11 protein-coding genes are annotated in these 12,273 nt (G+C 68.2%); 1 reads left to right on the top strand and 10 read right to left on the bottom strand.

Going from position 1 to position 12,273, the window contains the following annotated elements:
* Positions 1-75 precede the first annotated feature (75 nt).
* Entirely contained in the window at positions 76-927 is an 852-nt protein-coding gene (locus ACIBK2_RS44370; protein WP_396977062.1) for a siderophore-interacting protein, read from the top strand.
* Between the two features lie 60 nt (positions 928-987).
* Here the strand turns inward: ACIBK2_RS44370 and ACIBK2_RS44365 are convergent, their stop codons facing one another.
* The 10 genes from ACIBK2_RS44365 to ACIBK2_RS44320 all read right to left on the bottom strand — a co-directional run.
* Complete coding sequence (locus tag ACIBK2_RS44365) at positions 988-2,103, bottom strand: FecCD family ABC transporter permease (RefSeq protein ID WP_396977060.1); 1,116 nt, start codon at positions 2,101-2,103, stop codon at positions 988-990.
* Positions 2,100-3,104: a FecCD family ABC transporter permease gene (locus ACIBK2_RS44360; RefSeq protein WP_396977058.1), complete on the bottom strand. Its 1,005-nt coding sequence runs from the start codon at positions 3,102-3,104 to the stop codon at positions 2,100-2,102. Before ACIBK2_RS44360 ends, ACIBK2_RS44365 begins: the two co-directional genes overlap by 4 nt.
* Positions 3,091-4,155: an iron-siderophore ABC transporter substrate-binding protein gene (locus ACIBK2_RS44355; protein WP_396977057.1), complete on the bottom strand. Its 1,065-nt coding sequence runs from the start codon at positions 4,153-4,155 to the stop codon at positions 3,091-3,093. Before ACIBK2_RS44355 ends, ACIBK2_RS44360 begins: the two co-directional genes overlap by 14 nt.
* A 58-nt stretch (positions 4,156-4,213) precedes the next feature.
* Positions 4,214-5,050: a siderophore-interacting protein gene (locus tag ACIBK2_RS44350; protein ID WP_396977055.1), complete on the bottom strand. Its 837-nt coding sequence runs from the start codon at positions 5,048-5,050 to the stop codon at positions 4,214-4,216.
* Positions 5,050-6,279, bottom strand: coding sequence for an enterobactin transporter EntS (gene entS / locus ACIBK2_RS44345; RefSeq protein WP_396977053.1), 1,230 nt, complete (start codon positions 6,277-6,279; stop codon positions 5,050-5,052). Before entS ends, ACIBK2_RS44350 begins: the two co-directional genes overlap by 1 nt.
* The gene (locus ACIBK2_RS44340; RefSeq protein WP_396977051.1) at positions 6,276-7,259 is read right to left on the bottom strand and encodes an ABC transporter substrate-binding protein; all 984 of its coding nucleotides are present in this window, start codon (positions 7,257-7,259) and stop codon (positions 6,276-6,278) included. Before ACIBK2_RS44340 ends, entS begins: the two co-directional genes overlap by 4 nt.
* Before the next feature lie 330 nt (positions 7,260-7,589).
* Entirely contained in the window at positions 7,590-8,408 is an 819-nt protein-coding gene (locus tag ACIBK2_RS44335; protein WP_396977050.1) for an ABC transporter ATP-binding protein, read from the bottom strand.
* Between the two features lie 12 nt (positions 8,409-8,420).
* Complete coding sequence (locus tag ACIBK2_RS44330) at positions 8,421-9,467, bottom strand: FecCD family ABC transporter permease (protein ID WP_396977048.1); 1,047 nt, start codon at positions 9,465-9,467, stop codon at positions 8,421-8,423.
* Positions 9,464-10,474, bottom strand: a complete 1,011-nt coding sequence (locus ACIBK2_RS44325) for an iron chelate uptake ABC transporter family permease subunit (RefSeq protein WP_396977046.1) — start codon at positions 10,472-10,474, stop codon at positions 9,464-9,466. The genes ACIBK2_RS44330 and ACIBK2_RS44325 overlap by 4 nt, the downstream gene beginning before the upstream one ends.
* Before the next feature lie 201 nt (positions 10,475-10,675).
* On the bottom strand, positions 10,676-12,273 hold a 1,598-nt coding region (locus ACIBK2_RS44320), incomplete at its 5' end, for a tetratricopeptide repeat protein (RefSeq protein ID WP_396977044.1).

The following is a 12,273-nucleotide window of genomic DNA, read 5'->3' as shown; positions in this document are numbered from 1 at the left end:
GTCGACCCGTCCGGTCGATGGGTTTCCGTGCAACGCAAGGGATATCAGGCACATGACAAAGATCGGCGCGGCCGAATGAACCGAGCTGCTCATCGCGAACGAATCGCCGAGGTGCTCGAGGGGGCGGCCGGTGCGGCCAAGGTGCCGTATCCGATCGGGCTGCGTGAGTTGGCGGTGCGGGACGCGCGGATGGTCGGTGCCGGACTGCGGCGGTTGACCTTCGTCGGGCCGGAGCTGGCCGGGTTCGAGAATCACGCGCCCACCGAGCACGTCCGGCTGATCTATCCCGACGCCGACGGCACGCTGCGCCTACCCGAGCAGGTCGATTTCAGGCTGAAATGGCCGCGCCCGCTGCCGATTTCGCGGGAATACACGGTGCGCCGCTACGACCCGGTCGCCGGGGAACTCGACATCGATTTCGCGCTGCATCCCGGTGGGCACGCGGCCGAGTGGGCCGCGGCGGCGGCGCCGGGGGACACCGTTTACATCGCGGGCCCACCCGGCGGATTGATCGTGCCGTTCACCTACGACCGATACCTGCTCGCGGGTGACATCACCGCATTGCCCGCCATCGCCGCCTGGCTGGAGGCGTTGCCCGCGGACGCGGCAGGCTGGGTGTTCATCGAGGTGGTCGATGCCAGTGAAGAGATCGACCTGGTAGCCCCCGAAGACGTTCAGGTGCAGTGGCTGCATCGCGGTGCCGTGCCTGCCGAGCGTTCGGACCTGCTCGAGCAGGCCGTGCGCGCGGTATCGCTGTCCGAGGGCGAGCGGGTGTACGCGTGGATCGCCGCGGAGGCGGGCGTGGTCCGTCCGTTGCGTCGGTGGGTGCGTGAGGTTCTGCGAGCCGAGCCCGGCGACGCCGAGGTGTCGGCCTACTGGAAGGCAGGGCAGGCGGACTTCGACGAAGACGACGAAGGCGACCACTGAACTGCACTGCGTCCACTGAACTGCACTGCGTCCACTGAACTGCACTGTGCCCCAGCACTTTCACTTCCGCGATTTCCACCATCGCCGCAACGGCGCGCGCCCGAAGGCGGTGGCCAGGTTCGCGCGCAGGATCACCAACACCAGGAAGGGACCGCCGATCGCCGCCGTCACCACCCCGACCGGGAGTGGATCGGCGAACATGGTCCGGGAGCAGAGATCCGCCGCGGTCAGCAGCAGCGCACCCATGATTCCGGAGGCGAGTAGCGGCGGCGACGCGAGTCGGCTCAGCCGGACCGTCACCTGGGGTGCGATCAATGCCACGGCGAAGACCGGTCCGGCCGCCGCGACCGCGATACCTGTCAACAACACCGCGGTGAGCAACAGCGACAGCCGCACGACGGTGAGCCGGACGCCCAGCATGACGGCGACATCCTCGCCCAGGGCGATCGCACGCAGCGGAAAGGCAAGGGCGATCGCGAGAATCGTCAGCCCGCCGATGCCCCACAACGTCATCCACACCTGCGACCACTGTCGCGGCTCCAACGCCCCGACGAGCCACAGCTGCGCCTGGCCGACGTCGCGAATATCGGCCTTCACCAACATCCACTGCGTCAGCGCCGACATGATCGCGGTGACCGCCACGCCAACGAGCACCAGCCGCTGATTTCCCCCCTTGCTCAGGGCGCTGACCGCGAGAACGAATATCCCGGTGAGCAATCCGCCGATCATCGCGGCCAGCGGTAGGCCGAGCGCGGACAACGTCGATATGGTGTGGCCGCCGACCCCGGTCACCACGGCGACGGCCGCAGCGCCCGCGCCAGCGGTGACACCCAGCACGTCGGGTGACGCGAGCGGATTGCGGGCGATGGTCTGCACGATCGCTCCGCTCACCCCCAACGCCAGTCCCACCAGCACGCCGAGTACGGCGCGCGGCAGCCGGAGATCGTGAATAACGAAGGCGTGCATAGTGTCTCCGCGCCCGAACAGGGTGGCCAGCACATCCGGCAGTGAGATCGCGAGATCACCCGTGCCGAGACTCACGCAGAACAGCGCGAACGTCGTCACGGCGGCCGTCACGGTGACCACAACAGGCCGCAAGCGCCAGCGGACCGAGATCCGAGTACCCGGTATGCGTACGGCGGACGTCGGTCGCCGGACCTCGAGCTGCGCGGTCATCGCGTACCAGCCTTGCGCCACAGCACGACCGCGAGAAAGAACGGAGCCCCGATCAACGCGACAACGATCCCGGCCTGCAACTCGCCCGGCCGCACCGTCACGCGGCCGACGATATCGGCCGCCAGCAGGACTACCGCACCGATGAGGGCCGAGCACGGCAGCAGCCACCGATAGTCGGGTCCGGTCAGCGCGCGCGCCAACTGCGGAACCATCAGTCCCAGAAAGGCGATACTCCCGCACGCCGCGGTCGCCGCTCCGGCGAGCAGGGTAACGGTCAAGATGCCGACCAGCCGACCCCGAAACACATGGACGCCCAATGCCGCCGCGACATCATCACCCAGATCCAGCGCATTGAGCACCGGCGCGCACAGCGCCGCGAGCACGAAGCCGACCACCAGGAACGGCAGCACCACCCGCAGCACCGGCCAGGCCAAGCCGCCCACCGATCCGGCGCCCCAGAACCGCAGCGCATCCATCGACGTGCGGTCACTCAGCGCGATCGCACCGGTCACCGCCGACAGCGACACCGAGATACCGGCCCCCACCAGCACCACCGACAGCGGCGATGCACCAGACCCGAGCCCCGCGATGGCGAAAACCATTGCCGCAGCTAGGGCCGCGCCGAGGAACGCGAACCAGACGTAGGCCGTAGGGGAGGTGAAACCGAATACGGTGATCGCCAGCACCACGGCCAGCGCCGCGCCCTGCGTGATGCCGAGCAGGCCGGGATCGGCCAGCGGATTGCGCGTGTACCCCTGTGTCAGGGCACCGGCGAGGCCGAGTGCCGCCCCGAGGACCACCGCGAAGACGGTGCGTGGAATGCGAATCGTGCCAAGGATATCGGCGGCCTCACCCGGCGCACCGGACAAGCCGTCCCACACCTGCCCCGGTGTCAGCGATCCCGACCCGATCACCAGGGACAGCGCCATGGCCGCCACCAGCCCCGCCGCCAGTAGCCCGAGGGCGAGCGGTGCGGCGATGGTGCGGCTACGGCGTGCCATGAGCGGCGGCGCTCAGCTTCGGCAGTGCGTGCGTGACGAGCCAGGGGATGTTCAGCACATTCGGCGCGCTGATCGCGTACACCAGCGGCGGATCGGTCAGCGCCACATATGAATTCCCCTTCACCGCGGTCAGCGAGCGGAAGATGGAATTGGCCTCCACGCTCGACTGGAGAGCCGGTTGCAGATACCAGCTGAGCAGCACATCCGGGTTGTAGCGAGGGATGTTCTCCCAGCTGACCTCGGCGGCGAACTTGGCCGGATCCGTCTGCTGGCGCAGCTGCGCGAGTTCGGGCAGCGGGGTGAAGCCGAGGGTCTTCAGCAGTTCGATGCGTGGATCGGTATCCAGGTAGACGTTCAGCCCGTCCGGCTTGGTCGCGCTGACCACCGTCGCGGTCTTCCCGGCGAACTCGGGGTGCTGCGAACGTGCCTGTGCGAGTTGCGCATTCGCCTCAGCGACGAGCGCGGTGGCCTCCTGCTCCTTGTCGAGGGCCTTGCCTGCCAGCATGGTCTGGTCCTGCCAGCTGGTCTGCCACGGCCTGCCCGGGTAACCCACGGTAGGGGCGATCGCCGACAGCTTGGCGAACTGGTCCGCGGTGACTCCGGATTGCACGGCCAAGATCACATCCGGGCGCAGGGCGGCGATCTTCTCGTAGGGCATCGACTTGCTCGTCGCCTCGAACACCTCGGGGGTCGCCGATCCGAGTTTCTCTCGCACCCAAGGCAATACGGAGTCATCGGAACCCGAATCGGACTTCATGCTCGGCATGCCGACCGGGGTAACGCCCAGCGCGACGGCCACCTCGGTGGAACCCCACCCGAGGGTGACCACTCGCTTCGGCGCCTTGGGAATCGTCGCCGGTCCGAGCGCCGACTGGAGGGTGACCGGGAAGCCTCCGCCAGCCGGAGCGCTGGAAGTGTCGGTGGACTGCCCGCCGGTGGTGCAGCCCGTCGCCAGCAGCACCGACACCGCCGCCGCACAACCGGCCACAGCCCGCAGTACCCGTCGACGGGCGGACCGCTCCGGCCGGTGGCGCGGGGAACGTTCGTTCATAAGGTGCTCAACCCTCCTGTCGACCAACTCCCGAGGTCGACCTCGCTGTCGACGTTACTTATTCGTCTCGGTCGTAATCGGCGACGCCGCGTTTCCAGTACCCGGCGATCAGGTAGTCCTTCGGATCGATGCCGAGGTCGTTGCGCACCCAGCGGCGCAAGGGTTTCAGCACGCCGGACTCGCTGGCCAGCCACGCGTAAACCCGTTCTCCGGCAGGCACTTCGATACTGCGGACCGCCTTTTCGAAGGCATCTCCGGTGCTGGGTTCGGCCGCGCCGCGATGCACCCAGCGCACGTCGACGGCGGCAGGTGGATCGAGGGGAATCTCCTCCTCAGGCCCGCGCACCTCGATGATCGCCCACCCGGCTGCCGTGCGCGGCAACCATTCCAGCCAGCGGGCGATGGCGGGCAGGGCGGTGATGTCACCGACGAGCAGATACTTGTCGTAGGTCTTCGGCACCACCACACCGCCGGGCGGGCCCGCGATGTGAATCCTGGTGCCCGGCTGCACGTTCAGCGCCCAGTCCGAGGCGAGGCCGCCGGGGTGGATGGCGAAATCGATATCGAGTTCGCGGTCCTCGGCGCTGAAGCGGCGCACCGTGTATTCACGCGATATCGGTCGCGGCGAGCCCCATTCGAGGGAGAGCCCGTCCTTGCGGGGCAGCAGCAGCACACCCTGTTCGTCCGGAAAGATCAGGCGCACATGCTCATCCGGAACGTAGCTGTGGAATCCGGCCAGATCCGCGCCGCCGAAGGTGATGCGCAGCAGGCCCGCACCGACCTTTTCGGTGCGGAGCACCGCCACCTCGCACAATCCGATCGGATATCCGACCTTGGCTCCGTGTTCACCCGACAGCACCTCCACGATGCGTTCGGCGTAGGCGGCACGATCCATCAAGGCATTTCCTTTCCCAACAGCGGCGCGCAGGCCAGCGACGTCACTGCGACGAGTATCAGTGTTGCCAGTCCGTAAACTACGAGAGCGGTTGCGGGCGTGAAGAATTGGCCAACGATCCCGGCTACCATGGATCCGACGGCGGCACCGGCGACGGACTGGACCATGAGCAGGCCCGAGATGCGGCCGCGCAGTTCCTCGGGGGCGTCCCGCTGCAGAATCGCGTAGCGCAGCACGATATTCAGCGCACGGGCCAAACCGAATCCGGCCAGGCCGAGGAATACCAGCGCGGCGTGTGGTGCGAGCCCGGCGACGATGACGCCGATCGGCATGAGCGCCAACGAGATCAGCAGTGCGCGGCCAGGACGGTGACTGCGGCCGATCCACCCGCTGGTAAGTGAGCCGAGTACCGCACCGGCACCGGGTGCGGCGTAGAGCAGGCCGAGCGCGGTGTCCCCGACGCCGAGTTCGTTCTCGGCCAAGGCGGGCAGCAATACCAGCGGACCGCTCACCATCATGGCGATGGTGCCGGTCAACAGGGCCGCCCGAATAACCTTGTGCCGGGCCGCGAACGCGATGCCGATGGCCAGCTCGCGCAGCGGATGCGCGATGTCCCGGACGGGTGGTGGCTGCGGCCCGATGGATCGGATCAGTCCCACCGTGGCCACGGTGGCGCACGCACAGAGGAAGAACGGCAGTGCCACACCGGTTTTCGCGATCAGCAGACCGGCGATCGCCGGGGTGACCATGGTGCCCAGATCGGTGGTGAGCGAGGTCAGTGCCCCGGCGGCCGCCACCTTCTCCCGCCCGACAAGCATCGGGACGAGGGCCATCAGCGCCGATCCGCTGACCCCACCGGCCAGTCCGTCCACTACACCGGCGGCATAGATGACGGCGAGGCTCGGATGCGGTAGCAGGGCGTTGAGCCCCAGGGCGAGGAAGCCGAAACCCGCTGCACTACGCGCCCATTGGATGACATCGCGCCGGTCGTACCGGTCCGCGATCACCCCGCCCGCCAGACTTCCGGCGAACAGGGCGACCGCGGTGGTGGCGGTGACGCCGGCGACGTGCAGGGACGATCCGGTGAGCTGGTAGACCTGCACGGGCAGGGCAACCATCAGCAGGCCGATCCCGAGTACCGATATCAGCCTGGCCGCGAACGCATTCCGGAACTCCCGGCTGGCGCGCAGCGGCGTGGTATCGATGAGCAGGCCCCCCACGGCTGTCACTTGAAGCGCTCTGCCAGCAGGTCGAGGGTGGCCATGGCGTTGCGGTAGTCGGGACGCTGACTGGTCGCGGGCAGTTCGTAGACCTGGCCCGCCTGGAACGCCGGCAGCTTGGCCAGCATCGGATCATCCTTCAGCTGGGCGACGGTCCGGCCGCCGTCGAGCCGCACGACGAACAGCACCGGGGCGTCGACGACGGTGCTCAGCAGTTCGGGGCTGAAGGACACCCAGTCGGCGGCCGCGGGGCGGCTCGGGTTGCCTGCCTTCGCCTCGACCTTGTCGTCGACGGTGATGCCGACCGCGGTCAGCAGGGAAGCGAGCGGCGTGGTGGGGGCGATGACGGAGGGCTTGAGATCGCCGCGCGACTGGAACACCGACGCCGCGCCCTTCGGCGCCTTCAGCCCGGCCTTGACCTTCGCGACCTTGTCGTTGTACGCGCCGATCAGGTCGTCCACCTTCGCGGACCGATTCACGATGTCGGCCACCGACTTCAGCTGGTCCTGCCAATTGCTGAAGTTGGACGGCACCAGTGCGGTCGGCGCGATGGCGGTGAGCTTGTCGTAGTCGTTGATCGACTGCTGGCCCGGGAAGCCCGGCCCGCCACCGATGATCAGGTCCGGCTGCTGGGCGGCGATGAACTCCATGTTGATGCTGTCACCGGACGGCACCGTCACGGTGCCCTGCTGCTTGGCGTCCGCGGCCCAGGCGGTGGGGAACTCGCCGGGCTTCAACGTGACACCGAGGATGCGCGGATCCGCGGCCTTGACCTTCGCGCCCAGGTCGAAGAGGAATCCGGCGAGCCCGCCGTTGACGACCACGATCCGCTGCGGATCGGCGGGCACGGTGACCGCGCCCTTGGCGGTCTGCACCTGGCGGGTGCCGGACTTGCTCGACTCGTCGGAGGCCGAGCTTCCGCAGCCTGCCAGCAGCGCGACCAGCGCGAGGATGAGCAGAGCGGCGGCGGCACGGACGCGTGCCGTCATTCGGTGAAGCGACATGGCTGGGTGTTCTTTCTGTCTTGTCGGGCAGACCCGCGGGTAACTGGGCGATGCGGGGTCGAGGTGCCGGGCGTGCCAGCAGTCCAATTGCGCTCCGGTGCGCGGTAAGCCGGGATGACCTGCGCGCGCGTCGACCACTTCCACCAGTCCCACCCCAACCCCTTCACCATCAACGTATTGCGACCCCACCCTCGGTCCGCCCGGGGCTCGACGCGAGTCCACCGGCGGAGGAGGGAAACATAGGCTAACCTAAATTCAATTCCCATGGGAAATAGAAATCCCGCACCACCGCATCGGCCGCTGCCCGATGCGGCGTCAGCTCACGCCCGCCGCATTCTCGGCGAGCGGGATCACCAGTGGCGCACCGGTTTCCGGGTCGTCGATGATCCGGCAGCCGAGGGCGAAGACCTCCCGCACCAGCTCGGCCGTCACGATCTCGCGCGGCGCACCGGCCGCGATCACCTGGCCGTCCCGCATGGCGATGAGGTGATCGGCGTAGCGGAAGGCGTGGTTCAGGTCGTGCAGCACGGCGACCACGGTCCGGCCGGATTCCCGGTTGAGCGTGCGGCACAGATCCAGCAGCTGGATCTGATGCGCGATGTCCAGGTAGGTGGTCGGCTCGTCGAGCAGCACGATCGGCGTCTCCTGCGCCAGCACCATCGCGATCCAGACGCGTTGCCGCTGCCCACCGGACAACTCGTCCACCGAGCGGGCCGACAGGTCGGTGACGCCGGTGGCCGCCATGGCCGCGGTTACTGCGTCCTCGTCCGCCTGCGACCACTGGCGGAGCAGGGTCTGGTGCGGATAACGGCCGCGCGCAACCAGATCGGCGACCCGGATGCCGTCCGGCGCGGTGGCGGACTGCGGAAGCAGACCGATGCGCCGCGCCACCTCCTTGGCCGGATAGGCGGTGATGGCCTTGCCGTCGAGCAGCACGGCACCGTCCTCCGGGGTGAGCAACCGCGCCAGCGCCCGCAGCAGAGTGGACTTCCCGCAGGCATTGGGGCCGATGATCACCGTGAAGGCCCCGTCCGGAATATCCACCGAGAGTTGCTCGCTCACGGTTCGGCCGCGATAGCCGAGGCGCACCTGGTCGGCCCGCACTCGGATCCCCGCGCTGTGGTTCTCGTTCATCGTCGCTTCCCCCTAGTTCCGTCGCGCCTCGGCGACCAGCACATACGCCAGATATAGCCCACTCGCCGACACGGTGACGACGCCGACCGGCAGCGTGGTCGGTGCGAATATCCGCTGCGAGATCCAGTCGCAGGTCACCAGCAGCAGCGCACCCATGGCGGCGGCCGGAGCCAATGCGGTGGAGGCCGTGCGGGCCAGGCGCCGGCCCAATTGTGGTGCGGCCAAGGCCAGGAAGGCGATGGGTCCGGCGACGGCCGTGGCCACCGAGCAGAACGCGACGCTCAGCCCGATCAATAGCAGGCGGTCGCGGCCGACCCGGAGGCCGAACGCCTGCGCCAGATCGTCACCCAATTCCAGGATCCGCAGGCGGGGCGCGGCGGCGACCGCGGCCACGCCCAGTACCGCGAGCAGGATGAGCGCGGGCGCGACCTGTGCCGAGGTGACCTTGCTCAGCGACCCCGCGCCCCAGGCGGCCGCCGACATGGCGGTGGTGAGATCGGCGCGCAGAATGAGCCAGGTATTGACCGAGGCGAGCATGGCGCTGACGCCGATGCCGACGATGATGAGCCGGAAGCCGGTGACGTTGTGCCGGAAGGCCAGCAGCTGAATGGCAAGGGCCGCAGCCGATCCGCCGACGAACGCCCCCGCCGAGGTCTGGAATCCGCCGCCGCCGAGCACCAGCATGACGACGAGCGCACCGGTGTAAGCGCCGGTGGTGAAGCCGACCAGATCCGGGCTGCCGAGTGGATTACGGGTCACCGACTGCAGGATCGCGCCGCTCACGCCGAGGGCCGCGCCCAGCGCCAGCGCGAGCACCACGCGCGGAAAGCGCCAGTCCCACACCACGAGTCGGTCGAAACGCTGATCCCCGACGAACAGCGCGCGCAGCACCCGATCCGGCGGAATCGGGTAATCGCCGGTGCCGAGCGACAATACGGCCACGGCCAGCGCCGCGATGACGAGGATCGCGCACACCACCACGGTGCGCACACCCACGCGAGCCGCGACGCGGCGGGTTCGGACCACCAGCACCGAACGGCCGAAATCGATGGCGGTCATTGCGTACTCACCCGGGGCCGCCGCGCCAGCCAGATCAGGACGGGGGCACCGAGGAAGGCGGTCACCAATCCCGCCGCCACTTCATCGGGCCGAATGATTATCCGCCCCAGTATGTCCGCGCCCAGCACCAGAATCGGTGCGAGCAGCATGGAGTAGGCGATGATCCAGCGCTGGTCGGGTCCGACGATCCAGCGCGCGATATGCGGCACCGCCAAGCCGACGAAGGTGATCGGCCCCACCGCGGCGGTCGCGGTGCCGCACAGCAGGGTCAGCGCCGCGACGGTGAGCAGCCGGGTTCGCCGGATGTGCACTCCGAGCGCGTGGGCGAGGTCGTCACCGAGGGCGACGGCATTGAGCGAGCGCGCGGCGATCACCGCCGCCACCAGGCCGACGAGAATGAACGGCGTGGCGCCTGCGATGACGTCGTGCCCGCGCCCGGTCAACGCGCCTGCGTCCCAGTTCCGCATCTGGTCGAAGGCCTTGGGGTTCAGCAGTATCAACCCCTTGGTGACTCCGGACAGCACGGCCGTGATCGCGACGCCGGCCAGCGTCAGCCGGATCGGATCCGCCCCCTGCCTGCCCGCGGTGCCAAGCCGATACACCACCACCGAGGCCACCGCCGCACCGATGAACCCGAACCACACGTACGAAGTGATCTGGGTGACGCCCAGGAAAGCGACCGCCATCGCGATGACGAACGCCGCTCCGGCATTGATGCCGAGCAGTCCGGGATCGGCCAGCGGATTGCGCGTCAACCCCTGCATGAGGCAGCCTGCCACGCCCAGCGCCAGTCCGGCGAGCAGTCCGAGCAGTGTGCGTGGCACCCGATACTCGGTGATGACCAGCGCGTCCGCCGACCCGTCGGTGCCCGACAGCGCATCCCACACCTGCCCGATCGGAATGGCCTTGGTGCCGACCATGAGGCTGAGCAAACAGACGGCCATCAGTACGGCAGCCGCCAGCAGCCACCCCGGCCAGCGCCTAGTCCGTGCGCGCGTACCTTCCATCTGGTAATTTCTCCACGACTTCCGAGCTGTAACAAGGCCTTCGGCGAAGGTGCCGCCGGGCAGGAACACAATCCTCGAGCAAGGTTTAAATTTAGGTTTGCCTAGCCTAGCGTGCTAACTTGTTCGGTAGTAATCGCCCGGCAGGACGGCCGACGAGCAATGCCGCAGCAGGCAGGCTTATGCCGCATGAGAGACGACCTCTCACCCTTGGTGCGGTGGGGGTTCGAGCGTGGCGAGATAGGTTGTCGCGGTATCGGTTTCGGCGGCGCCGAGGTGGCGGTAGAGGTCGATGGCGTGGCGCAGGTGGGTGACGGCGGTGGCACTGTCGCCGAGCGCGGCGTGGCAGCGGGCGAGGCCTTCCGAGGCACGGGCTTGCTGGATTCGGCTGTCGGTGTCGAGGGCTATGTTCAATGCGTCGGTGAACATCGTCAACGCCTCGCCGGGGTCGCCGGTGGCCAGTAGGATTTTCGCGATGTCGTTCAGTGCGTCGGCTTCGCCTATGCGGTAACCGATCTCGCGGAACAAGGCCAGGGCTTGCCCGGAGAGGTCGGCGGCCTCCGCGTGTTTCCCGGTTTCCCGGCACACGGCACCCAGGTTGGCGAGTGCTTCGGCCTCACCGATGCGGTAACCGACCTTGCGGAACATGGTCAGGGCTTGACGGGAGAGATCGGCAGCCTGCTCGTAGTCCCGGGTCTCCTGGTACACGGTGGCGAGGTTGTTGAGGTTGATGGCTTCGCCGAGGCGGTAGCCCATGTCCCGGAACATGGCCAAGGCCTGCTGGATCAGGTCGGCGGCCTGGCGGTAGTCGCCGGTATCCCGGCGCACCAGGCCGAGGTTGCCGATCCAGCGGGCTTCGCTTCTGCGATGGCCGATCTTCTGGAATGCGGTCGTGGCGCGCAGAAACAAGTCGGCGGCCTGCTCGAAGTCCCCGGTTTCGCGGCGCACGCTGCCGAGGAAGCCGAGGGCGTCGGCGGTACCGAGGGGAGAGTCGGTCCCCTGGAACAGGATCACGGCCTGCTGGATCAGGTCAGCGGCTTGCCGATAGTCCCCGTTGTCTCGGAGTACGCCGCCGAGTCTCGTCAGTGCGCCGGCTTCGCCGGCGGGATAACCGGCCGCCTGATACAGGGTGCGCGCCTGCCGGAGCATGTCGGCGGCCTGCCCGTTGTCACCGGCGTATCGGTAGAAGCCGCCGAGGTTGGCCAGGGTGTCGGCTTCGCCGAGGGGGTAGCCGGTTTCCCGGTACCAGGCGCGTGCCTGCCAGAGCAGGTCGATGGCTCGGTCGTAGTTTCCGGTCTGCCACTGCAGGACGCCGAGGTTGGTGAGGGCGTTGGCCTGGCCGAGGTGGTTGCCGAGGTGGTCCGCGGCCGTGGCGGCGCGCTGGTGTAGTCGCAGGGCCGAGGGCCACGGTCCTTCGCGTTCCAGCAATTCCGCAAGCACCTCGGTCAGCTCGACCATTCGCACCGGATCGTGTTCTCCGGTGTACTCGACGCAGGCGAGCAGGTTGGCTCGTTCGGTACGCATCCAGGCCAGCGCGGGCACCGCGTCGTCGAATTCCCGCACCAGGGCACCGGTCACGCCAGCGGTGTGGTTGCCGTCTGCGGGGCGCGCTTTTCGCGTCAGCCATCGGTCCGCCGCCGCCGCGGTGCGCTGGTAATAGTCCAGCAGTCGCTGTAGCGCACCGGCTCCGTCGCTGGGCGACGCGGCGGTGAGGGCGCGGATGTATTCGCGTACCAGGTCGTGCATGCAATATCGACCGAGCGTGGTCTCCTGGATGAGGTTGTCGGTGTAGAGGGCGTCGA

It is taken from the genome of Nocardia sp. NPDC050175 (assembly GCF_044459885.1).
Classification (GTDB): Bacteria; Actinomycetota; Actinomycetes; order Mycobacteriales; family Mycobacteriaceae; genus Nocardia.
The sequence above is the reverse complement of the archived record's forward strand: the minus strand, read 5'-3'. Positions and strand labels throughout refer to the sequence as shown.

Bases quoted from the DNA above. Each gene is read 5' to 3' on its own strand.
- ACIBK2_RS44370 (WP_396977062.1), top strand. From the start codon at position 76: ATGAACCGAGCTGCTCATCGCGAACGAATCGCCGAGGTGCTCGAGGGG.
- ACIBK2_RS44365 (WP_396977060.1), bottom strand. From the start codon at position 2,103: ATGACCGCGCAGCTCGAGGTCCGGCGACCGACGTCCGCCGTACGCATA.
- ACIBK2_RS44360 (WP_396977058.1), bottom strand. From the start codon at position 3,104: ATGGCACGCCGTAGCCGCACCATCGCCGCACCGCTCGCCCTCGGGCTA.
- ACIBK2_RS44355 (WP_396977057.1), bottom strand. From the start codon at position 4,155: ATGAACGAACGTTCCCCGCGCCACCGGCCGGAGCGGTCCGCCCGTCGA.
- ACIBK2_RS44350 (WP_396977055.1), bottom strand. From the start codon at position 5,050: ATGGATCGTGCCGCCTACGCCGAACGCATCGTGGAGGTGCTGTCGGGT.
- ACIBK2_RS44340 (WP_396977051.1), bottom strand. From the start codon at position 7,259: ATGACGGCACGCGTCCGTGCCGCCGCCGCTCTGCTCATCCTCGCGCTG.
- ACIBK2_RS44335 (WP_396977050.1), bottom strand. From the start codon at position 8,408: ATGAACGAGAACCACAGCGCGGGGATCCGAGTGCGGGCCGACCAGGTG.
- ACIBK2_RS44330 (WP_396977048.1), bottom strand. From the start codon at position 9,467: ATGACCGCCATCGATTTCGGCCGTTCGGTGCTGGTGGTCCGAACCCGC.
- ACIBK2_RS44325 (WP_396977046.1), bottom strand. From the start codon at position 10,474: ATGGAAGGTACGCGCGCACGGACTAGGCGCTGGCCGGGGTGGCTGCTG.